Origin of the sequence: Methanolobus vulcani, assembly GCF_900100715.1 — an archaeon.
Lineage (GTDB): Archaea > Halobacteriota > Methanosarcinia > Methanosarcinales > Methanosarcinaceae > Methanolobus > Methanolobus vulcani.
On record NZ_FNCA01000012.1, the window covers coordinates 36,682 to 59,934 of the forward strand.

At 41.5% G+C, this 23,253-nt stretch carries 24 protein-coding genes; 13 read left to right on the top strand and 11 right to left on the bottom strand.

Features of this window, described 5'->3' with window-relative positions:
- Window positions 1-27 precede the first annotated feature (27 nt).
- The 4 genes from BLP52_RS13335 to BLP52_RS13355 all read right to left on the bottom strand — a co-directional run bounded on the left by BLP52_RS13335 (window position 28) and on the right by BLP52_RS13355 (window position 2,847).
- Window positions 28-1,347: an AIR synthase-related protein gene (locus BLP52_RS13335; RefSeq protein WP_091710985.1), complete on the bottom strand. Its 1,320-nt coding sequence runs from the start codon at window positions 1,345-1,347 to the stop codon at window positions 28-30.
- 12 nt (window positions 1,348-1,359) lie between these two features.
- The gene (gene hisH / locus BLP52_RS13340; RefSeq protein ID WP_091710986.1) at window positions 1,360-1,968 is read right to left on the bottom strand and encodes an imidazole glycerol phosphate synthase subunit HisH; all 609 of its coding nucleotides are present in this window, start codon (window positions 1,966-1,968) and stop codon (window positions 1,360-1,362) included.
- A 408-nt stretch (window positions 1,969-2,376) separates the two neighbouring features.
- Entirely contained in the window at window positions 2,377-2,643 is a 267-nt protein-coding gene (locus tag BLP52_RS13350; protein ID WP_091710988.1) for a type II toxin-antitoxin system RelE family toxin, read from the bottom strand.
- A 12-nt stretch (window positions 2,644-2,655) separates the two neighbouring features.
- Window positions 2,656-2,847: a DUF7557 family protein gene (locus BLP52_RS13355; protein ID WP_091710989.1), complete on the bottom strand. Its 192-nt coding sequence runs from the start codon at window positions 2,845-2,847 to the stop codon at window positions 2,656-2,658.
- A 200-nt stretch (window positions 2,848-3,047) separates the two neighbouring features.
- On the opposite strand from BLP52_RS13355, the gene BLP52_RS13360 reads away from it, so the two are divergent.
- Window positions 3,048-3,539, top strand: a complete 492-nt coding sequence (locus BLP52_RS13360; protein ID WP_238380842.1) for a carboxypeptidase regulatory-like domain-containing protein — start codon at window positions 3,048-3,050, stop codon at window positions 3,537-3,539.
- A gap of 30 nt (window positions 3,540-3,569) precedes the next feature.
- Window positions 3,570-4,001 (top strand): carboxypeptidase-like regulatory domain-containing protein, encoded by a 432-nt coding sequence (locus BLP52_RS13365; protein WP_091711020.1) that lies wholly within the window; start codon window positions 3,570-3,572, stop codon window positions 3,999-4,001.
- Window positions 4,002-4,324: 323 nt separating this feature from the next.
- Here BLP52_RS13365 and BLP52_RS13370 read toward each other — a convergent pair whose 3' ends face one another.
- The 3 genes from BLP52_RS13370 to BLP52_RS13380 all read right to left on the bottom strand — a co-directional run bounded on the left by BLP52_RS13370 (window position 4,325) and on the right by BLP52_RS13380 (window position 6,653).
- Window positions 4,325-4,981, bottom strand: a complete 657-nt coding sequence (locus BLP52_RS13370; protein WP_154717889.1) for a hypothetical protein — start codon at window positions 4,979-4,981, stop codon at window positions 4,325-4,327.
- Window positions 4,982-5,035: 54 nt separating this feature from the next.
- Complete coding sequence (locus BLP52_RS13375; protein WP_091710991.1) at window positions 5,036-5,296, bottom strand: hypothetical protein; 261 nt, start codon at window positions 5,294-5,296, stop codon at window positions 5,036-5,038.
- 61 nt (window positions 5,297-5,357) lie between these two features.
- Window positions 5,358-6,653 carry a UDP-glucose dehydrogenase family protein gene (locus BLP52_RS13380; RefSeq protein WP_091710992.1) on the bottom strand — a complete coding sequence of 432 codons (1,296 nt, stop codon included), beginning with the start codon at window positions 6,651-6,653 and terminating at the stop codon, window positions 5,358-5,360.
- A gap of 147 nt (window positions 6,654-6,800) precedes the next feature.
- Here BLP52_RS13380 and BLP52_RS13385 point away from each other — a divergent pair, with 147 nt between their 5' ends.
- Window positions 6,801-9,920 (top strand): DEAD/DEAH box helicase, encoded by a 3,120-nt coding sequence (locus BLP52_RS13385; protein WP_091710993.1) that lies wholly within the window; start codon window positions 6,801-6,803, stop codon window positions 9,918-9,920.
- Window positions 9,921-9,999: 79 nt separating this feature from the next.
- Entirely contained in the window at window positions 10,000-10,557 is a 558-nt protein-coding gene (locus tag BLP52_RS13390; protein WP_091710994.1) for a class I SAM-dependent methyltransferase, read from the top strand.
- Between the two features lie 21 nt (window positions 10,558-10,578).
- On the opposite strand, the gene BLP52_RS13395 is transcribed toward BLP52_RS13390, so the two are convergent.
- The 4 genes from BLP52_RS13395 to hisI form a co-directional block, all read right to left on the bottom strand.
- Window positions 10,579-10,737, bottom strand: coding sequence for a type II toxin-antitoxin system HicB family antitoxin (locus BLP52_RS13395; RefSeq protein ID WP_091710995.1), 159 nt, complete (start codon window positions 10,735-10,737; stop codon window positions 10,579-10,581).
- A gap of 133 nt (window positions 10,738-10,870) precedes the next feature.
- Entirely contained in the window at window positions 10,871-12,451 is a 1,581-nt protein-coding gene (locus BLP52_RS13400) for a hypothetical protein (RefSeq protein ID WP_091710996.1), read from the bottom strand.
- Window positions 12,452-12,580: 129 nt separating this feature from the next.
- Window positions 12,581-14,422 carry a PINc/VapC family ATPase gene (locus BLP52_RS13405; protein WP_091710997.1) on the bottom strand — a complete coding sequence of 614 codons (1,842 nt, stop codon included), beginning with the start codon at window positions 14,420-14,422 and terminating at the stop codon, window positions 12,581-12,583.
- 107 nt (window positions 14,423-14,529) lie between these two features.
- On the bottom strand, window positions 14,530-14,892 hold the full coding sequence (gene hisI, locus BLP52_RS13410; RefSeq protein WP_091710998.1) for a phosphoribosyl-AMP cyclohydrolase: 363 nt from the start codon (window positions 14,890-14,892) through the stop codon (window positions 14,530-14,532).
- A gap of 104 nt (window positions 14,893-14,996) precedes the next feature.
- Here hisI and BLP52_RS13415 point away from each other — a divergent pair, with 104 nt between their 5' ends.
- The 9 genes from BLP52_RS13415 (at window position 14,997) to BLP52_RS13455 (ending at window position 23,209) form a co-directional block, all read left to right on the top strand.
- The gene (locus BLP52_RS13415) at window positions 14,997-15,761 is read left to right on the top strand and encodes an RAD55 family ATPase (protein ID WP_091710999.1); all 765 of its coding nucleotides are present in this window, start codon (window positions 14,997-14,999) and stop codon (window positions 15,759-15,761) included.
- Between the two features lie 88 nt (window positions 15,762-15,849).
- A complete protein-coding gene (locus BLP52_RS13420; RefSeq protein WP_154717890.1) occupies window positions 15,850-17,085 on the top strand; it encodes a hypothetical protein in 1,236 nt (411 codons plus the stop codon).
- 130 nt (window positions 17,086-17,215) lie between these two features.
- Window positions 17,216-17,545: a HesB/IscA family protein gene (locus BLP52_RS13425; RefSeq protein ID WP_091711001.1), complete on the top strand. Its 330-nt coding sequence runs from the start codon at window positions 17,216-17,218 to the stop codon at window positions 17,543-17,545.
- A gap of 46 nt (window positions 17,546-17,591) precedes the next feature.
- Window positions 17,592-17,942: a nascent polypeptide-associated complex protein gene (locus BLP52_RS13430; protein WP_091711002.1), complete on the top strand. Its 351-nt coding sequence runs from the start codon at window positions 17,592-17,594 to the stop codon at window positions 17,940-17,942.
- 398 nt (window positions 17,943-18,340) lie between these two features.
- Complete coding sequence (gene acs / locus BLP52_RS13435) at window positions 18,341-20,230, top strand: acetate--CoA ligase (protein ID WP_091711003.1); 1,890 nt, start codon at window positions 18,341-18,343, stop codon at window positions 20,228-20,230.
- Window positions 20,231-20,318: 88 nt separating this feature from the next.
- On the top strand, window positions 20,319-21,110 hold the full coding sequence (locus BLP52_RS13440) for a beta/alpha barrel domain-containing protein (RefSeq protein WP_091711004.1): 792 nt from the start codon (window positions 20,319-20,321) through the stop codon (window positions 21,108-21,110).
- A gap of 198 nt (window positions 21,111-21,308) precedes the next feature.
- Window positions 21,309-21,578 carry a thioredoxin family protein gene (locus BLP52_RS13445; protein ID WP_091711005.1) on the top strand — a complete coding sequence of 90 codons (270 nt, stop codon included), beginning with the start codon at window positions 21,309-21,311 and terminating at the stop codon, window positions 21,576-21,578.
- A 118-nt stretch (window positions 21,579-21,696) separates the two neighbouring features.
- A complete protein-coding gene (locus BLP52_RS13450) occupies window positions 21,697-22,710 on the top strand; it encodes an MBL fold metallo-hydrolase (RefSeq protein WP_394328640.1) in 1,014 nt (337 codons plus the stop codon).
- Window positions 22,711-22,798: 88 nt separating this feature from the next.
- Window positions 22,799-23,209, top strand: coding sequence for an EMC6-like membrane protein (locus BLP52_RS13455; protein ID WP_091711006.1), 411 nt, complete (start codon window positions 22,799-22,801; stop codon window positions 23,207-23,209).
- The last annotated feature ends 44 nt before the right edge of the window (window positions 23,210-23,253 follow it).

Genomic DNA, 23,253 nt, shown 5'->3' on the forward strand with positions numbered 1-23,253 from the left:
AAGTTTTAGGTAGAAAGGAAAATCTTTCTACTTTCTCTTTACCATTTCCACAACGCGGCGTTTCTTCTCAATAGCATTGAGAGCTGCTTTGTCAATGGCCTTTTTCATTTCTTCAAAATCACGGGGATTTTCGTCACCTATCATCTTCTTGATAGGCGTGTATGCGGATTCCCTGAAACGTGGTGTGAAATCCCTTGCTTCTCCGTCAATTATAACCTCTGCACCGGTCCCTTCAACAACTTTTCCGATTATTGAAATATCGACATCTGCACTTCTGATGGTATTCATGATGTCTTCTGCATATTCTTCCGGTGCGATGACAAGCAGAGCATCAAGGGAAACTCCAAGATAGTCTATTTCCAGTGACTCAAGCATCTCAAGCACCCTTGGGTTTACAAGCTTTCTCATATCCTTTTCTTCAAAAATGAGTTTGACACCTGCCGTTCTGGATATCTCCTTTGCATCTCCTCGAATTCCACCGTTTGTTACATCTGTCATTGCATGGATGTGCTTAACAAGACCTGAATCCAGAAGTTTCTCGCATGCTTCAAGGAATTTGATGTTGATGGTCTCATCAACAATATCATGCATCTCATAGTAGAGTGCAGTTGTGGATATTGTTCCCCCTCCTGCTCCTTCAGTCATGAGGATGACATCTCCTACCTGTGTCTGTTCACGTGATGTGAGGTCGGTTGAAACACCAACAGCACCAACTCCTCCGGTCATGCGCTCACCGATGACCATGTCGCCACCGATTCTTAATGTGCTGCCTGTTATGAGTGGAATATTTGATAGATCAGCTACCGCAGTGATGCCTGCAATGTGATCAAAGACCTTGCCGACATCTCCGTCATCAGCAACATGAATGTCAGAGAGCATTGCCACGGGTCTTGCACCCATGACATAGACATCACGTAGTGCAGCCCTTGCAACATGGAATCCTGCAAGGAATGAATAATCGCTAAGTCTGGAGTGCATGCCGTCAACTGTGAGGATAACATATTCTCCTCCTTCTGATTTCACAACCCCTGAGTCATCAAGGTGTGTGGTGTCCACGACTGCTTTTGTCTTTCCGATGACCTCTGCAATCTTCTCATGGGTGTAGAAATCTCCAAGCCCTCTGGAACCGACACCAAATTCTCCCATTGTTACACCGGATACGGTAGGTTCGAGTACATCACCTTTCAGGACAAGGGTTGCTTTCGCTTCGGTGATGGTTGCCTGTGCAAGTTTGCGTGCATGTTCAGGATTTGTTTTCTTGACTTCCAGAATTCTGGCAGTCAGCTTATCTTCAAGATTAGGGTCGTTGCTATTGAGCCCTCGTTTTGCATAGCCTTCAATGTCCATATTTTCATCCCTTCAGCACATAGTAACAAAGTTTTTCAGTATTTTAAGGCCTGTATCACCGCTTTTCTCAGGGTGGAACTGGGTTCCGATAACGTTACCTGCGTCATTGACAATGGCGGCTGCAAATTCAGTTCCGTATTCACATGAAATAAGCGTGTTCTTATCTGTAGTGTCCACGTAGTATGAGTGGACAAAATATACGAATGAGCCATCAGGTATTCCATCAAAAATAGGATGTTGCTGGGTGATTTTAATTGAGTTCCATCCCATGTGAGGAACTTTAAGCTCAGAGTGTGGGAATCTGAGTACCTGTCCTTTTACAAGGTCAAGTCCTTCTGTAAGTCCTCCTTCCTCTGATGTGCTTAACATCATCTGCTGCCCAAGGCAGATCCCGAGCATTGGCTTTCCTGATGCCACATACTCATCGATGGTGCTTCTGAGAACTTCCACGTTCTTCATTGCATCCCTGAAAGCACCAACTCCCGGAAGAATAACACCATCCGCACTTTTTATCTCTTCAGGGTCACTTGAAATGATTACGTCTGCACCTGCGTGTTCCAGCCCCTTGCGAACACTCCTGAGGTTGCCAAGTCCGTAATCGATGATAACGATCTTCTTCATGTGAGAATTAAAGAATGGTTTTGGTACATGAATGTAACGATGTGGGATTTTGTGATTTTTATGAAATATGTTTCAGATAATTTCAACTTTCTTTTATATATTTGAATATCTGACACCTTTGTATGCAATTGATTCTATTATCATGCAATCAAGCTCTTGAAAAATGTAGGGATGTGATGTTTTGGCAAAAATGAAAGCAAACGTCAATTGGACTCTCTATAGTTCATGCGTCATTGTTTTTGGTGCGGTGTTCAGTATCTTTAAATCAATATATTCATTGGATATTGATGATAATCTTAAAATAGTCTGCTATCTTGTGATTGCATTTCTGCTTTATGCAATATGGGTAGAAGTGAGAATACATAATTTGGTAAAATCTTCTAAAAAATGAACATCACACATCTCAGTTCAAAGCCATTTGTACCCATAGCCTCTTGGAATTATTTCCAGTACGTAAACAACATCATCTTCAATTGCAAAAATAGCTCTGTAATCACCAATGCGAAGACGGTAAAGATCCTGTCTGCCTTTTGTACCTTTCAGTTTTTTCACATCATGGCTTAAAGGATCATCCTGCAATTTCTTAAGTCCTTCAATTAGTCTGCTTTTCGTTTCATCATCCTGTGAGTTAAGGAACTTACTGGCATGCTGGTGCACGCTCACTTTGTATGGCATAGTTTCCCACTATTAAAGATCGTCAAGGGAGACGAACTGGTCCTTTTCTTCAAGGCGCTGGTACATGCGGTCCATGAATTCATCTCTGTCAACAGCATCCATCAGGCGTGTGAGAATATCGCTGTATGTCTCTCCTTTTTGTCCATAGGTTTTCAGTCTGTCTCTTATCGTTTTTGTGGTTGGTATTGTTGTTGTGGTTGCCATTTTTCTTCCTCCTTATATGTGCTTATATCTAATAATAGTTACTTATAATTAATTATGAGTTTTAATTACATCTTATAATTAGTGATTGTTTGATATTGACTTGCCTTTGCTGTTTTTAATTATTAACCGTACAACATAAAAATCAGAAACAAATCAGTAAATTTATATATAATGTTCTTTTGTTAGCATTCGGTGATTTTTTGACCAATATTAAAAAACTGTTTGGTGATGATAGGGCCATTGAACTTCCTATCAATATTGTTGTAATGTTGGTGGTTGGTATGGTTGCCCTTGCGGCGCTTGTGGCTATCATTCCTCCTCCAACTAAGAATATGTCAGTGAACATTGTTGAATCAGGTGAACAAAGTACAGGCCCTGCTGCTGGAAATACTGTAATTGTTGATTCCTCAACAGCAAACTCTCCTTTCACAGTAGATGTTTTGATTTCAGTGGCGGACCCGGATGGCTATCCTGTGAGGGCTGCCAATGTTGTGCTTAGAGGCCTTGGTGGTGTGGCAACAGGCACGACTGATGATTACGGAAATTGTACTTTGACCACAGCTTCACCTGTTGGTGCTCAGGTAAGCCTTGGTTCCAATCAGAACGAAGGAAGCATGGATCTTACTATCTCCGCAGATGGTTTCTATGATTTCGAGAAAGCAGACGCTGTAATGATAGTCAGGACATCATGATCCTGGCATCTTTTTATTTTTTTGATTTCTATGTTAGATGATGAATCCGCATCCGTGGGCCTTCCAATACGGATCGTTGTCCTCACGATCATCGGTATGATAGGTATCTATACTATTCTATCTGCTGTTACAAGTACACCTTTTGTTCCTGATACTATGTTCGCATCATCCAATTGCAGTAGTTTCAACCTGACCGGCGGGACTGGAGATTCTCCGTACCTCACAGTCAATGTCTTTGACAATGACGGAAGGCCAATAGGCGATGCTAATGTCATTGTGTGGGGACCTTCAAGAGAAAAAGCGGCAGGAGGACTCACAAATGCTGACGGTGAGTTCCGGTACAGGTTGCTGAACATTTCACTCCCGCAGGGAAAATCCGAAGGTTACCTTTCTGTAAAAGTGATGCAGGAAGGATATCTGGATTATAGTAATGATTATTTCCTGAAAGTAAAAAAGGTGTGAGAAATTTAGTTTTTTTTTTCTCGCTCCTTTTATTTTATTTTTAGAATTTTGGGTTTTGTAGAAATTCTGTTTATGTGAGTGACATGAACTTCGCTTATTTTTCCGTTCCAAAAAACATTTTGCAATCTATAAACAAAGTAACCACTCACCGAAGGCGGCACGTTCCGATGCTGCTATACAGAAGATTATTCAAGTGATCAGTTGATTTATGCAGAGAATGCAGTAAAACTACTGCAAAAAATATTTCATGGCATTAAGCAGATCACTTTTTAGTCATATGGAAAAGAGCCGGCTTCGCCGGACCCTTCGGGATTATTCAAGTTTCATACTGCCTTTCTGTTGACCATATAGAACTTCATGAGCACCGCAACAGCAAATACAAGAGCAATGCCGAATGAGAAATAAGCTGACCTTATGATATTCCATTGTCCGTTCATTATTAGGAATCCGGTAAGTGCAAGGATAGCAGCTCCCACAATTCCTGAGAGTTCAACCGGAACTTTCACAGAACCTATATTGATGCGGTTGTGATTCTCGGCTTTTTCCAGACGCATGTTCAGTTGTGAGATCTCATTCCTGATCTCTACTGAGAGATTCTGAATATCCTCCGTTTCGTTTGTGTTTTTAACTAATACCTGCTCTGAGAGTTTACTGTTCTCTTCCCGCAGTTCCATTATTTGTGAGTTTAGGCCGGTTATCTCAGAATTGAGTTCCTGTAATCTGATGGCATAGTCATGGTTCTGAGTATTTTTTTGGATGAGATTATTCATCTCGGCACGTATTGAGATGATCTCGATCCTTGTGCTCTCAAGCGCTTCCTCAAAATTAGTCTCATACTCCGGGATGGAGTCTTCCACGGGCACGTCAACAGATAGCCTGCGTTCCACCGCACGCAGTCGTTTTTCCACACTTCTTACGGTCTGGTCAAGAGAGTGTAACCTGCCGTTGATATCGTCTTTTACCTGATTGTCGTTTTTCATGGTCTGCACCAACAGACCTGTCATTTTTATTTAGAGTATTAAAAATCTTCGATTTTACTCGGGTAATTGTAGGGTTATATATTCAGAATTTACATCAATGATGTAGTACTTTCGTTTGTTCAGGGTGATATATGACGATCTTTTGGGAAAATAAAGGTTCAGGGCATGTCCCTGGTATCCTTTTGAAAAAAGAAGGCCGATGGAAAAGGTGTTCTCTGAGGACATTCCGCAGTACATTATATCCTCAATGGTTCCCCAGAAGCTTTTAGTGATGTTCCTTCTTTCACCTATTCCAAGGGTGAATGTCTCGGTCATGGTTATTGATCCGTTTTTCTGTTACAGTTTTCTGCTACAATTGTTATTCCCGTATTCCAGCTTACCAACAGATGCCTTCGTAGTCTATTTCTGTGCTGAGCTTCTCAGGATTGATGAGATGTCTGCCATCGATAACCACACGGTTTGCCATGAGATCGAATTCTTTGTCAAGGTTCCTGAACTCGTTCCATTCTGTCATGATGAGGCAGCCTTCAGCTTCTGTCAGGGCTTCGGATGCGCTCTTGCAGTATGCAACATCATGGAAGAGTTTCTTCATGCCTTCCTCAGCCATCGGGTCATATGCGGCGATGTCAGCTCCAAGTTGCATAAGTTTGTCTATAACAGGAATGGATCTTGATTCTCTTATATCATCGGTATCGTTCTTGAAAGCCAGACCAAGTACGGCTATTCTCTTGTTCTTAAGATCACCTGTCTTTTCCTGAAGCAGTTCGATCATCTTCAGGGGCTGCCTGTTATTTACATCAACAACGGACTGGAGAAGATCCGGTGCATATCCGATCTGGTTTGCTTTGCCGATGAGTGCCTTTACGTCCTTTGGGAAACATGAGCCACCAAATCCTGCTCCGCAATTGAGGAATTGGCGCTCTATCCTGAAGTCTGTTCCCACGGCATCCATGACCTCGTATGTGTTGATGCCAAGCTGCTTGCAGATGTTGCCTACCTCATTGGCGAAGGATATCTTGGTTGCCAGGAAGGAGTTGTTGACGTATTTTATCATCTCTGCTGTTCTTGGATTGGTGCGTGTGATCTCACAGTCCAGCTTTCGATAGAGTTCTGATACGACAAAAGAGGACCTCTCATCTATTGCACCAACCACGATCTTGTCAGGGTGCATGAAGTCATAGACAGCCTTGCCTTCCCTGAGGAACTCGGGGTTCATTGCAATACCAAAGTCCTTTCCTGCCTTTTTACCGGAGTACTCTTCAACTATCGGAAGTACGACCTTCTCGGTTGTCTCAGGCACTACTGTGCTCTTTACAACCACTACATGATAGCGATCTTTCTTTGCAATGGCTTTCCCAAGGCTGGCACTTGCAGCTTTGACTATTGAGAGGTCAATGCTCCCATCCTCTCCTGATGGTGTCCCCACACATATGAATGAAGCATCGGTGTTCTCAACCGCATAATCATAATCCGAGGTAGCGATGAGTGTCTTCTGGCTGTACTTTCCCAGCAGTTCATCCAGTCCCTCTTCCCAGATAGGTGCTGTTCCCGCATTGATCTGTTTTACTTTCTCTTCATCAATGTCAATGCAGATGACTTCATGCCCGAGTTCCGCAAAACAAGCGGCTGAGACGGACCCTACATAGCCTGAACCAATAATGGATACTTTCATGATAAGATTCTCCTGAGCTGTAAATTGTTTGGGAGTGTATATTAGGATTTGGGATGTGATTTTTGTAGAACTATCTTCCAAAAGCAATTTATTAATGTATTCTTAATATCATTCTCTTAACAAATATTGATTGTGAATGTGGGTGCTATGAAATCAGGATTGTATGAACATATTGTTAATGAGTTCCTTTCTAAAAACTTGTTCGACATTGATGAGAAGCACAAACATTTATCTCGGCTAAATGATGCTGATAGTAACGATTACTTATCACAATATCTATATCGGGTTCTTTCTCACGCTTTATCCGAGATTAAAGGCGATAAGGAAGGAAAATCAAAGATCGATAAACAGATAGAACTATGCAATGAAATAGTAGATACTTTAAACAGGTATGGTATCGAAACTCGAGGTTTAGATGTTTCTGAAACTGCTGAAAAACTCATGGCAGTTTTTGATGAAAATCTTAGTGTTGACTTTTCACGTCCCGATACTCCTCTTTCTTTAGGTGCATTACTCACAGGTACAAGACAGGATCCTTCGTTAGTTTCTCAACTTAAAAAAGAGATTTTGTCATCTAACAGAGTAGACATTCTATGTTCATTCATAAAATGGAGTGGTATAAGAATTCTACAAGAAGAACTAAAAGAGTTCACTTCAAGAAAAGGAAGTGAATTAAGAGTTATAACAACCAGTTACATGGGTGCTACTGATTCAAAAGCAATTGAATTTCTAGAAAGTTTGCCAAATACAACTTTAAAAGTCAGTTATGACACTAGAAGAACAAGGTTGCATGCAAAAGCCTATCTATTTGAAAGGCAAACTGGTTTTTCTTCTGCATATATTGGTTCTTCTAACATCTCTAATGCAGCACTTACAGATGGATTAGAATGGAACATCAAAATTAGTCAGTATGAACAACCGTTTCAATGGGCTAAAATTAAAGCTACTTTTGATACTTATTGGAACGATAGAGAATTTGAGACTTATAAGAAAGATGACAAGTCTAGATTGATACAGGCGTTACAAACAGAAAAATACGATAATAATACTGAATTTGTGATGCCTAATTTTGATTTAACGCCATATCCATTCCAAAAAGAAATACTCGAATCAATATGGACAGAACGTCAACTACATAGAAACAAACACTTAATTGTAGCTGCAACAGGCACTGGAAAAACTATGATTGCAGCTTTTGATTTCAAGAAATTCAGACAGGAGTTTTTTGAAACTTACAGAAGAGAACCACGTTTGTTATTTATAGCACATAGAGAAGAGATATTAAAGCAATCTCTGTACACTTTTAGAATGATTCTAAGAGATCACAATTTTGGGGATATGATGGTTGGTGGAAACGTTCCATCAACTACGGAACAAATATTTGCATCAATTCAAACATACAATTCTAAGGAAATTCATGATCTTTTAGATTCTGAATATTTCGATTATATTATAATAGATGAGTTTCATCACGCAGCAGCGCAAAGTTATAAATCCCTTTTAGATCATGTAAATCCTAGTTGCTTGTTAGGTTTAACAGCAACTCCAGAACGTGCTGACGGTTTAGATGTCAAGATGTTTTTCGATAATCACATAACTGCAGAAATTCGTTTACCAGATGCAATAGACCGAAAGTTGTTGTGTCCATTTCAATATTTTGGTGTTACTGATAGTGTTGATTATTCTACTTTAAAGTGGCAACGTGGCGGTTATGTTCAAGGTGAACTCAGCGATCTTTACACAACAGATGAAAACCGTGCAAAACTAATTTGTGAGAAAACCATTAACACGGTTTTGGATATCAGAGATGTTAAAGGTCTAGGTTTCTGTGTTTCAAAAGCACACGCTGAATACATGTCTGAGATATTCAATAAAAATGGTATTCCAAGTGAGTATCTGACTTCAGGTTCTAGCAAAGATGTAAGAGGTTCTGTTCAGAAAAGGTTATTGAATAAAGAGATTAACTTCATTTTTGTTGTTGATTTGTATAATGAAGGAGTTGATATTCCTGAAATCGACACAGTTCTGTTTTTACGTCCAACTGAAAGTTTAACAATATTCTTACAACAATTAGGGCGTGGACTTAGATTAAGTGATGACAAAGACTGCTTAACGGTATTGGATTTTGTAGGGCAAGCAAACAAAAACTATAGATTTGATTTGAAGTTTAAAGCATTGATCGAAAATATAGGTCAAGATATCGCTTTAGAAATAGAGCAAGGATTCCCGCATTTGCCTGCTGGTTGCAGCATAGAACTAGAACGAAAATCTAGGGAATACATATTAGATAACATTAGTCAGGTTCTCAATCTCAGGCGGCAAACTATTGTGAATAGAATTTCTAGCTTTGTTGCTGATACAGGAATGGAATTGTCTTTTGAGAATTTCAAAAATTACTATGATTTAGACTTCGATGATATCTACAAAAAGATGTGCTGGTCAAGAGCACTAGCAGAAGCTGAAATAATTGATGATTTCAATGAACCTGATGAAAAACAATTAACTAGCGGTCTAAGAAGAATTCAACATATAGATGACAGTAGTTACATTGATTGTGTTCTCAGGCATTTAACTGGCAAAAATATAGATGAAGAAACTCTCTCTGAAAAAGAAAGATACTATTTGACAATGTTTGTTCTAACGGTCTGGAACAAGGAAAAGTTTGCTTCATTAAATGATGCTTTTTCTAAATTGCTAGATAATCCTGTAATTTATGATGAAATAATCATGCTTTTAGAATACAAAATAAGCATCATAAAAACTATTTCTTCTGAGGCAATATTGCCATACGTTTCATCTCTAAGTTTGCATTGCAAATACACGCAAGCAGAAGCACTTGCTGGATTTGGATATTTTGATTTGCAAAATAACCATACTATACAGACTGGTGTATTATACATCAAAGACAAAAAGACAGATGTGTTTTTCATTACGTTAAATAAGAATGAAAAGGACTATTCTCCAACTACGATGTACAATGACTACGCAATAAATGAAAATCTCTTCCATTGGCAAAGTCAAGCATCAACCAGGGTTGATTCAAAAACGGGACAGAGATATATCAATCATAAAGATATTGGTCAAACAATTCTTCTTTTTGTGAGAGTAAATAAAAGTATCAATTCTTTAGCTCAACCTTATTACTTCTTGGGACCTGTGGAATATGTAAGTCATGAAGATGAAAAGCCAATCAACTTCGTATGGAATCTAAAATACCCTATGCCTGCTCATTTATTAAGAGAAACTGCAAGGCTCATAGTAGGATGATATTCTTTATTTCTCTATAGAAAGCTTATTTATCCCCACAAAACCAACCTCTTATTAACCACTCCAAAAGAGCACAACCATGTCTCACGACAAAACCCGCGTATGCCCTGTAGAACGCTCCGGCAGCCTCGATAACAGGATTCGCAGATGGCTGCAAAACCCGCAGAAGATACTTGGTCCCTATATCATGGAAGGGATGGAAGTACTGGAAATTGGCTGCGGTCCCGGATTCTTCACCATGGATATGGGTAGGATGGTCAGGAAAAGCGGGCGTGTGGTGGCAGTTGATCTTCAGGAAGGCATGCTTCAGAAGGTAAAAGAGAAGATCAGGCTGTCCGGGGAAGAGCTGAATATAGAGCTTCACAAATGTGAGAGTGACAGAATAGGAGTATCCGGGGAGTTTGACTTTGTTTTTCTTTTCTACGTTGTCCACGAACTGCCGGATCAGGAGAGTTTCTTCAGGGAACTCTCCTCGCTGCTTAAGAATGATGGCAGGATTCTCATAGTTGAGCCGCCGATGCACGTTTCAAAACAGGCGTTCAATGAGATGCTCGAAATAGCTGGTAAAGCCGGGTTTGTGGTTGTGGACAGGCCGAAGATGTTTCCTAATAAAGTCGTGTTGTTGGGGAAGAATTAGAACTGAGTTATTTATACAGGTTCATACGTCTGCGACCCCACACACTAGTTCAATAGCCTCTTTTATATTTTCAAGGGCTTCCTCTTTCGTATTGCCTTCACTAATTGCGGCAGGAAGTTCCAGACAACGAGCAGTGTATCCACCTTCTTCTGCTGTTTCAAGAACGATTGTGTATTCCATACCAATTCATCTATAATGCGTATATATTTGATTTTTCCGGGGATTAGTACAATTCATTATTTGATAGTAAACTTATACGCAGGTGACCACAATATCACATGTAAAATGTAGTCACCCACAGTTCTCACATCATTCATCCCTGCTCGCCCGTCACAATATCGTTATCTGCAGTTCCGATCTCATACGGCTGGTCGAATGATATCCCTATGATCACCCAGTATGCTTCGCTTTTTTGCAACTGGAAATATACCGGAATGACCTTCGGCTCATTCTCATTACCCATGATGTTAAAGGTGACTGCAGTACAGTTGCTTTCAATTACCGCAATGTCATTCTCAACATCTGTTGATACGATGTTGAACTCTTTGATGCCGCCTGCTTCTATTCCATTGTTGTTAACCAACATCTGAATGCTTGCAGGTACAAGGAAGTCCTGTCCCTCGCATAGTTTGAAAGCGGTGGTGAAATCACTTTCATTCACTGCATTAAAGAAAATTATAACAACATTCTCAGCAGAGGCGGATGAAGAAGAAGCATATTCTCCACCTATCTTCTCCCTTATTAAGGGACTTTGTACCAGGTAGAGGGCACTTATCAAAAGAATAACAATAATCAGTGCCTGTTGCATCAATTTTTTCTTTGATCTTTCAGGCTTTTTCACAGTTTTCTTTTCTTTTATTGTAGGAGTAATACTGCGAAGGGATCTTATCTCTCTTTCTGAAGTAAAAAGTTCCCGGGGATACGAAACAGTTTCATCAGTATCCCGGCTTCTTTTCATTTTAGGCTTGCTTTTTACATCTTTTAAATAAGAGTCATACATTCTGGCAACATCAGCATCTTCAGGCTTCCGATAGTTTTGCTTCTCCCCGTGGTGAAGGTTTACACTGGATTTCTGCATTACAGGATTCTGGATATTTACAGGAGAACCGCTGTTAACGGCTGCTAACTTATTTCTATTTCTCGGAACCACAGTATCTATTATACTGGTTACCAGTTCATTTTTGATGAAACCGATATCTTTTGCAGAATTGATTTTACTATCCAGGTGTCTGAGCTCTGATACTATCTCACTGAGAAAGCCTTCTATTCCTATTTTCTTATCAGAAGCTGCCCTGAACATCGCCTGAGTAAGTCCATCATTCTCTTTTAACAAAGCTGTCAGTAAATAATAGGTATTATCATCAGATCTACCCGAGAGATGGATCACTTTAGCTTCTTCAATGATGTATCCGTCCACAGTATTGAGATTTCTTGCACAGACCCGCATCAAAAATGATAGTAGCTGCTGTGCGTTGATCCCTTCATAATTCATGCCGATGTCAGCAGAATAGTAGGTAGTCGATAGTTGAAAAAATTCATTTTTTGTGATTGCTTTTGGATGCAGGAAAGGACAGATACAATGAACCTTCTTTGCCTGCATGGCAGCCATGTGCTTTTCCCGATTTGCATCACGGTATATTATACTTGCTTCGACAATCTCATTATGAACGCATGTTGCAGGCTTCAATGTGAATTTAGCAGTCCGGGCAATGGTTGGCTGAATTTCTCCCAGTTTCAGGACTCTGTCTTCCTGTAACTCGAAGATCGATTCATTACAATCAAGGATAACCTGCACGTCAGAAATAGCAGTATCTGTATTATTGGTGATTCTGATCCCGAATTCGATGTTGTTGTCGGAGAGGATCTTATAACCACGTTTTATGTCAACATCCATTCTAGTTAAAAATTAATTATTTTTGCATATAAATAGCTTTTGAACTCAACAATGTTCATTTATTGTTTTCATTCCTGTAAAAATAAAAAATCAAGAAAAAAAAGAAAAAGATTGATGTTGACAGTGTCATCAGATCTCTTTTACCCAGAGGACCTCTCCTTCCTGTAAAGCATACATAATATCATGTGCGACCTCCGAATCAGACCGGACCTTGATATCTCCATGCCTGCCAACGGTTGCCGAAAAAAGGAATCCTTCTCCTGCGTAGACTTCAACATCTCTTGTTGCAGCCTCCGGGACATTGAGTATAACATGCTTTCTACTACGCTCGATGATAGGGTGATGTTCCTTCTTCTCTCGAGGTCTGCGTTCCTCTCCATCTTCGAATTTACGCACATCAATATGGATTCCCAGTGACCTTTCAATTTCATCTATGGTCTTTCCACCTTTACCAATAACTCTTGGCAGATCCTTGTCTCTTACACGCACAAAGGCACGGTTGTCTGAGACCATTTCCACTTCGATTGGACCACTGGCGTAATTGCTGATGTAATCCTGGACTTCTCCTTCAGCCAGTTTCCATGAGGGACTTCTTTGCTTCTCGCTACCTAACGGCATAACTACAACCTGCTCGCCGTAGGTGTATATCTCAAACTCACTCTTTCCTGTCTCAAGGTCAGAAACAAGAATTACAGGTCTTGCAAGGTCTTGTTCCATCATTCCGGCAGGAACCTTCACAGTGAACTCAAGCACCTGTACTTTTGCGATCTCTCCCTTGTCGATGAAAATAACCGTGTCGACAACCTGAGGGATAACACCAAGTTCCACCCTGCCGATAAGTCTCTGGATAGCGTCTACTGCGCGGTTTGCATGGACTACTCCCATCATACCTACGCCTGCAAGTCTCATGTCTGCAAATGTCTCGAAGTCTTTGGTCTTGCGTACCTCATCATATATGGTATAATCAGGACGCACAAGCAGCAGTACATCTGCGGTGTTCTCCAGACTTCCGTCAAGAGGTGCGTATTGAGTAATATCATCCGGAACCTGCAGGTCACGTGGTGATTCCATGGTCTTGACCACAAATCCCCTGTCTTTCAGGTAGATTGCAACTCCTGCTGCAAAAGTGGACTTACCTGCACCAGGTGGCCCGGCTATGAGTATTCCTCTCTGGGTTCTTATCCTTTCCTTGAGTACGTCGCTCAGGCGATATTCTTCAAGTGATACCGATGCAACCGGTCTTACAATTGTTATTTCAACATCATCAGAAAAAGGTGGTGTGGAAATAGCTATTCTCATGTTCCTTATCTGAAGTACCGTTGCACCGCTGAATGACATTTCTGTGAATGATTCAATGTCAGAGCGTGCCCTGTCAAGCAATTCCCTAGATATCATTTTCAGTTCCTGATATGTGCATGGATCATCCCTGATCTTCATGTACTGCACATTTCCTATGGAACCTCTTTTTGCCATGGGGGATACTTTGTGTTTCAGGTGTACCGACATTGTGTCAGGTGTGAAGAACTCATCAATAAGAAGTGGTCCGAATTCTCCCATCGGTGGTTTAACAAATTCAACATCAAGTCCTTTTGCTTTTGCAACAAGTGATTGGACCTTGTCCCCTGTGACAAATTTAGCATTAAGTTCAACTGCTGTCTCTCTGATAAGGGCATCTATCTCTCCGCCCTTTGCAAGTTTAACCTGGTCAGAATTAGGTCTGATGCCTGTGAAAAATAATCTGATGTCGCCGCTTTCAGCGAATTTCTGGAGTTCCTGCACCTCTTCAAGGCCTTTGTATCCAATCTCAAGCCCACGGTTTGCCTGGGCTTCCAGCTCAGCCATAACGGCTTCAGGCACATAGATGTCTACATCCCTGAGTCCATGATCACGTATCCTTCCGGAAAGGATACCGTCTATGACCGCACTGGTATCAGGAACTATTATTTGTCTGTTCTGTGAACTCTCTTCCATAATTACGAATAAGCTGCTGATTCTATAATATTATATTGCCATCCTGTCCCAGGCAACGCAAAAACAGTGACTGCTGTTTGTGTTAGCAGTCAATTATGCATATGTTCTCAGTAAACATCTTCCGGGTCGAAAACTTTCTCGCCGACTTCGTTTCCATCGATTGTCCTGTAGAAACATGATCTGAATCCAGTGTGACATGCTCCTCCTGTCTGCTCGACCAGCATAAGTACAGCGTCCAAGTCACAGTCGATACGAATCTCTATGATTTTCTGGGTATGACCTGAACTTTCTCCTTTTTTCCAGAGACTTTGCCTGCTGCGGCTCCAGTAATGGGCGATCCCAGTTTCAATTGTTCTCTCAAGTGCTTCCCTGTTCATGAAAGCGCACATGAGCACTTCTTTAGTATTACTGTCCTGTGCGATGGCCTGGATGAGACCATTGTCATATTTCAGATCATCGAGATTTATCATGTGCACCACTAATTGCTATATACTATAAAATACTATTATCTATCTGTATTAATATAATTCCTGATAAATTAAATCTAAATATTTTTATTAGCAGGGGTCAAACAATGGATTACAGTTTTGATGGTACAGGTGGATTCAGAATCCCTACGGGTATAGGCGGACTTGATGTACAGCTTGGAGGAGGAGTTCCTCCGGGAACAACTATTCTAATTCTTGCAGAACCGGGGGCAAACTCCGACATGTTTGCCCAGCAGTTTGTTTATGGTGGTCTTCTGAACAATGAAGATGTCTTCTATTTCACCTCAGAGCACCCGGCCCAGGAAATAGTTCATGAGATGGAGGACATGAAATGGGATGTAGAAAAATTTGTGGAGGATGGTCAGCTCCAGTTTGTGGATGCGTATCTTCCAAGATTCTACAGCGTTCTTCCTAAAGAGTTCACCAACGATCTCTCAGCCAAGGATTTTCTCAAAAAAGGAATTGATTCAATGGGTTTGCTTAAGGCAACAGTGAAACAGCCAAGAACTCAAAAATACCGTGGTGTTATTGATTCAATATCATATTTTCTGCGTGCTTACAACCTTAACAGTGTGGTAGAAGCTATTGAAATGATCTCTTCTATTGGAAAGGCAACAGGGGCTATCCAACTTATACTAATGACAAGCGGGATGCATGATTCCATCACGGAGAACACGTTGCGTCATATTTGTGACGGTGTTATCGAATTCAGGATCAAGGAACGTGGAAGTGAGATCGAAAGGAATATCATGATACGCAAGATGCGTGGAATGCTTGTTCCTAACAGAACGATATCTTATATGGTTACTCATAAAGGAATTGAACTTGAAACGACTACCCGTGTCCTCTGATACCCACCTTTTTCAGGGTGTTTTTACCTTTACTTTTTTATTCACAGAAAGCTATTTTAGTTAATCGGCAAAATGGATAATGATCATAATGAAACAGGAACTAGTGCGAATTTTGAGGGATATCTTCATATCAACGGGCTATGATATGTCCGAATCATTCAGGTTTGACCTGATAGCCGAAAAGGACGGCTCAAAGACACATATTAAACTTTCATACGATCCTGATCTTGAAGATATAAGGAACTTCAAAAGCCAGGTCACAGAAGGCCAGGGTCTTTACATACTGGCAGGCGAAGTCACTGACTCATTCTTAATCAATGCACGAGACATCGGCCTGACCGTGTGGACCCGTGACGATATGGCTGTAAGGATCGGCAGGGCGATACTTGCGGATATGGAAGGAACTACTAAGGATCTTCAACTTCTTGATGTACTATGTACAAAGAAGCCTGCTTCCAGCAGTGTTGATGAGGTTGCAAAAGAGGCTATCAATGCGATATTTGGTACAGGTTCCTCTCCTCATGTGGAAGAAAAAGCCCTGGAAGAATCTCTGGCATCGCGTCCTCCAAGACCTTCGCTTATTCAGAACGAAAAGCCCATGGAAGTTCAGTATTATCGCCCTCGTGCATCTACTCCATCTGTGGAGCTGGCTCCTGAAGGCTCTTATGTATCTGAAGCATTTGATGAACCGGAAGAAGAACATGAAGAGGAATTTATCCCGGAACCTATTCCAGTTGTGGAGAAACCAGTTTCCCAGGAACCAATAGTTATGAGCCTTCACTCTCCACCGGTGAATATCTCCCTTGATCAGGCTTACTCCTTAGCTGCTCCCCATATACGCGGTGCCAATGCAGCAATACTGAAATTCGTACCTTTCTGGATGTACAGTTACTCACTTAATGTGGAACAACGTTACCGTTCCAAGATCATAGATATCTCTGGAGATGGTTCAGGTTATATCAATGCTCTGAATGGAAATCAGGAGGAAATGAGCCTTCAGAATATCCAGAAGACCGTTGTTGTTCCAAATGTGGAATATGATGTCAAGATGCCAGCGACCACTGAAGATGAGGCTACTAAGGAATTGCTAGATGGTATCATAGAGGAATATACACGCGACCTGCGTTTTGATGATACTAAGGGTGATGCAATAATTTCCGAACACAAAAGGTTTAAGCCAGCAGCATCAGATATTAATCTTAATGTAGAACTTGTCTACGTGCCTGTATGGGAAGTCAAAGGTCAGAGAAATTCTGTAGAGATCAACGCTTCAAGTGGTGAGGTTCTGCGAAATCCTGTTGACGATGATGTCGAATTCGTATAGTCTTTATATATTTGACAGGCGGGTAAAAAGTTCGTATCGATACGAATAAACTTATATATCAAAAACACATATAAAGGATTACCCGGTAGTCACCTTGTATCAATTTCAAACAAATAATGAGGAATCAACAATGGTAGAAGTAACTGACAAAGCAGCAGCTGAATTAAAATCACTGCTTGAGGAACAGGACAAACAGGATCACGCTCTCAGGATTTTCATTGCAGGCATGAGCTGCTGCGGTGTGCAGTATGGCATGTCACTTGAGAACGAGATCAGTGAAGAACATGACCTTGTAGTTGAGGACAAAGGACTCAAGATCGTCATGAACAAGGACGATGCAGATGGTCTTTCAGAAGCAAAGATCGATTACGTAGATGGTCCTTCCGGCAAGGGCTTTATCATCGATAACAATAACGGCGGTGGCTGCAACAGCTCATCCTGTGGTGGCGGTTGCTGTTAAGCAACATTTATCTGGCCTATTGAACAATATCATATAAGGTGATTACATGTTTCCGGGAATAGGTGGCAGGGGAATGAACCCTGCAAAAGTTAAGCAGATGATGAAACAGATGGGTATAAACATCACTGAGATCGATGACGTTGAACAGGTTATCATCAGGACTCCTGCAAAGGATATCGTTTTTAACGATGCCAATGTCTCTATTATGAATGCTCAGGGTGTGGATACTTATCAGATAGTCGGCACTCCGGAAGAGGTCGCCAGGGAAGTCCAGATACCTGATGATGATGTGAGGCTCGTTGCAGAGCAGACGGGTGTTTCTGAGGATCAGGCACGTGAAGCATTGAAAAATGCCAACGGTGATCTGGCAGAAGCAATTCTGGCACTCTCATCATAATTCTTTTTTCTCTTTTTATCTCAGACTTAAATCCATCCATAGATTATTCTATGTGTATCCTATCCCTGCTATTTACTTGCTAATGTGACTAAGGTAATTATCTGTAAGTTTCTCATATTTTTTCATACTTATTTGTCTGATTTTATGATCTGTTATTTACGTAGGGACCAAAATAGGTATATATTATTATCATGATTATACATGATGATTGAGGAGTGACTAACTATAGATTGCTCTTTCAACGCGGTCCCTTTCATGTCCCGGGGTTTCATCTGGAACCTTTGTTTGTTCTTCAAAATGACATGAGACGGTTGCTCTGCAGGTATTGGTTCAAGGCCTTGAGATAACTTGAGGTCATGAAAGAAACATAACGATTATTGATTATAGATGGAGTAAACATGTCTGAAAATTTTGATGTCAAATTGGATGGGAAAAGTTATCTTCCTGATCCTTCTGTAAAAGAAAACTCATGGATAGGCGATTACGAAACTGCCTATAATGAATTCCTTAAAGACCCTGAAAAACACTGGGAAAACGTTGCTGAAGAACTCGAGTGGTTTGAGAAATGGGATAAGGTCAGGGAATGGGACCATCCACACGCAAAATGGTTTACCAATGCTAAAATGAATATCACTCACAACTGTCTTGACAGGCATGTGATGAACGGCAAGAGGAACAAGGTAGCTATCATCTGGGTAGGCGATGACGGTGAGGAAGTCGTTCTCACATATCGCCAGCTTTACCGTGAGGTTATGAGATTTGCCAATGGTCTCAAGTCCCTGGGAGTAGAGAAAGGTGACCGTGTTTGTATTTACATGCCATTTGTCCCTGAACAGATCATAGCAATGCTTGCATGTGCACGCATCGGTGCTGTACATAGCGTTGTCTTTGGTGGTTTTGGTGCCAATGCCCTTCACTCAAGGATAAAGGATGCACAGGCAAAGATAGTCATTACTGCTGATGCAAGTCTGCGACGTGGAAAGAGAATTGACCTTAAGTCTCTTGTAGATGAGGCTGTTGTTAATGCTTCAAGTGTTGAGAAAATCGTTGTCCTCAGGAGAATGACACCTCAGATGGAGCTTTTCTCTGAGATCGAGGTCGATTTCTACGAGATAATGGAAGATGTCGAAAAGGAATGTGAACCAGAGGTAATGGATTCCGAGGATCCGCTGTTCATTCTATATACCAGTGGTACAACAGGTCCTGCAAAGGGAATCGTGCATGCATGTGGCGGTTACATGGTCGGTACATATTATACAACAAAGAATATGTTCGACCTCAAAGAAAGCGATGTCATGTGGTGTACGGCAGATCCGGGATGGATCACCGGTCACAGTTACATAGTCTATGGTCCGCTTTCCATGGGAGCTACTATCCTCATATCCGAGACTACTCCTGATTATCCGGACCCTGGAATCTGGTGGAGCATGATAGAGGAGTTCGATGTTACAATATTCTATACAGCACCTACTGCAATCAGGATGTTTATGAGAATGGGTGAAGAGTGGCCTGAAAAGTACAACCTCAGCTCACTGAGGATACTGGGCTCTGTCGGTGAACCTCTCAACCCTGAGGCGTTTGAATGGTACTATCGTGTAATTGGTAAGGAAAAGTGTCCGATCCTTGATACATGGTGGCAGACCGAGACCGGAATGCACATGCTCACAACAGCTGTCGGTGAGCCTATGAAGCCAGGTTTTGCAGGCCGTCCGGTTCCGGGTATCGTTGCAGATGTTGTTGATGAGAATGGAGAACCGGTTCCTGCCGGAACAGGTGGTTTCCTTGTTATTAAGGAGCCATGGCCTTCCATGATGAGAACGGTTTACAACAACGATGAGAGATATCGCCAGTACTGGAGTACTGTTGGTAACTATTACGCAGCAGGTGACCTTGCTGTAAAGGATGAGGATGGCTACATCATGATCCTCGGACGCTCCGATGATGTCCTGATCGTTGCAGGTCACAACATCGGCAGTGCAGAAGTTGAAAGTGCCCTTGTTTCCCATGAGGCTGTCGCAGAAGCAGCAGTAATCGGAAAACCAGACCCCCTCAAGGGAGATTCCATCAAGGCTTTCATCATTCTGCGTATGGGCTACAATGCCAGCGATAAACTCAAACTGGAACTTGTCTATCACGTAAGAATGAACCTCGGCCCAATAGCCATTCCATCAGAGATCGAGTTCGTGGAATCCCTGCCAAAGACCCGAAGCGGAAAAATAATGAGGCGTCTCCTCAAAGCACAGGAACTTGGCCAGGATCCCGGAGACATTTCCACACTGGAGGACTGAATCCTCCTTTCTTATTTTTCTTTATTATTTCTTTTTAAAATAGTAATAGTTATGAATCATCCACGCCATTATTCTGTCAGGTGACAAAATGATAGACTTTTTTGACCTTTACCTTGCAGAGGATTGCCCATACGGAGATGAGACTACCGAACTTCTTGAGATTCAAGGCAATGGAAGGCTTCGTATCAAATCAAGAGAACATGGTGTTGCGGCCTGCATGGATGACCTTGCAGCTTTCTACAGGAAAAATGGTCTCGAAGTCGTAAGCATGGTTGCAGATGGTGCCGAGTTCAATCCGAATGATGTTATATTTGAAGCTCAGGGTGATCTCCCGACTATTTTCAAACTCTGGAGAATATCACAGACATTCCTTTCAATGGTCTGTTCCATTGCATCAAAAACACGTTTTGCTGTTGAACTTGCAAGAAAATCAAACCCTGACATAATGGTGGCAACAAGCCGCAAGACTCATCCGGGATTCAGGAAATATGAGCTTAAAGCGGTAAAGATAGGTGGAGGAGACCATCACCGCAACTCTCTCAGTGATTCAATTCTTATCACACAGAATCACCTCGATATCATGGAAAAGCGTGTAAAGCTCAGGGCCATGCGCAAGATAGAGATAGAACCAAGGACAAGAGAGGAAGCTTTCGAGTCAGCTCCGGTTGCAGATGTGCTCCTGCTTGACCATTACAGTCCGGAAGAGCTGGAAAGCCTTGTTCCGGAGTTACGTGCCCTGAATCCAAAGCTTGAGGTTGGAGTAGGTGGAATTGATCTTGGAATGGTCTCTGATTATGCAAAGCATGTTGACTTTATTGTGACCACTGCTCCGTATTATGCCAAACCGCTTGATCTCACTTCAAAGATTCGTAGAATTTAGATATATAAGTTAAGCGAAAACTTTATATTAAATAATCGCCATGGTTGTGTGTACAGAGTGCATTACCGTCGAAAAGAGACGCATAATTTGCGGGGACAAATTAGTACTAGGAAAAGCTTTTCCTATAGTTGTGCATTCTTGTATCGATAAGTAAAAATAATTTATTCATCGACTATACAATAAAAGAGGTGTATTAATATGAGCAAAGTGGAACTTCTAGATTTCAGTGCAACCTGGTGCGGACCTTGTAAGATGCAGAAGCCTCATCTTGAAAAAGTTGAAGCCGAACTTGCAGGTCAGATCGAAGTGAAGGTCGTTGATGTAGACCAGAACCAGAGCCTTGCAGCACAATATGGTATTCAGGCAGTACCTACGCTTATCATCCTTAAAGACGGGGAAATGGTAAAGCGCTTCACAGGCCTTACTACCTCAGGAATCCTCCTTGAGGAACTCAAAAAGGTGCTTTAAGCACCTGCTTTTCGTTTTTTATTTTTGTTTTCAGGTCACTTATGACCGGCTTATTTTTATCTTTTCTTGAAAAAGCGTAAATAGCTTAAGATCATTCCAGTCTCGAGGGATACAGGAATTGAAAGAACTGGTTGATCTTGGTGTAATGGTTTTCAGGGAAAAGAATTCCCGCGGTTCATTCAAACCCCATCTTTCTATAAAATTCAGGTCAACCGAAGGAGAACTTGTAACTTTTTCTATTGACACAACCCGTACTCCTGCAAAATACCAGCAACCTGATGCTTATCTTATCACTCATGCGCATTCAGATCACAACGGCAAATCCGCAATGCTTTCTGACCGTGCAGTCTGTTCTGAAAAGACCGCTATTGCACTTGAGATTCGTCATGATCGCAAGTACGCAGGCAGGACATTCAAAGTCGGGGAAACTATTGAGGTAAGTGCTGTAAAAGTTCACACATTCCCTAATTTCCATACGGTTGGCTCAGTGGCATTTATGTGGGAAAATGAGCTTGGAACACGCATACTTGTCACAGGTGATGTAAAAGACGCTTCCATGCTTCCGGAATGTGATCTTCTGATAACCGAAGCCAACTACGGAGATCCCGGTGACACAACATGTTATTTTGATGACGATCTGGAAGGTTTTGAGAACGCTTTCAGGGACAATTCCTCAATTGCCTTTGGAGCCTATGCATTCGGCAAAGCTCAAAGAGCTGTGGAACTGCTAAGAGGTTTTGGCTATGATGGTGTCATCGAAATGGATGACCAGTCTCTCTCCCTTACACGAACTCTTCTTGAAAATGCCGGGGAACTTGAATATCTTGGCAACTGCTGCGGTGACAGTATAAGTATAGTACCTCCCTGGGATCTGGACAAGCTGCCATCCCATATTTCTAAATTCGTAATGACAGGACGCAGCGATTATCGCTATCCTGCAATCCAGATAAGTGACCATCTTGACGCGCGTGGGCTTGTAAATATGGTGAAAAACATTGATCCCGAGTTTACGGTTGTCTACCACCCTAACGGTCATCGTCCGGGAAGATTCGCAAAACACCTCGATTCAATCGGTTTTAATGCACTTTCAATTGATAAGATCGAAAATGTCCTGAGCAATGAATTTGTATGAAGTTCTCTCTGGCAGGATAAACATTTATATAAGTACTTGATTTTATAGTACCCACACTATCCAAGTTGTACCAGGAGATCAGATCAATTTGTCAAAATCATCCAACAAAAAGCCATCAGTGGCCAAAAAAGAAGTAAAACCCGCTGATGATGCGCAACCAGCTCCTACTTCATCCCACGGGAGATCACAGTTTAAAATGAGAACACCGGAGGAAAAGAAGCAGGCTCATAAGGAGGGAATCATCAAAACGGCAGTTGCTGCTATTATAGGTATGGTAGCGGGTATAATTGCCTATATGCAGCTTGGTGTAGGTGATGACCCAACCGTGAAATGGTATGTTATAATGATGTTCATAGTCGGTATCTCCTTCTATGTCATGAAACTCTCATTCCCTCTGTTCAAGATAAAGCCCAAAGAGTTTGGTTTTAAGGACTGGTTCTATGTTGAGTTCATTGTTATTGACTTCTGTCTTGTAACATGGACATTGCTTCTGAATTGATCTTCTATTTTTATCTTTTATTCATTTTATTTTATTGACAGGGA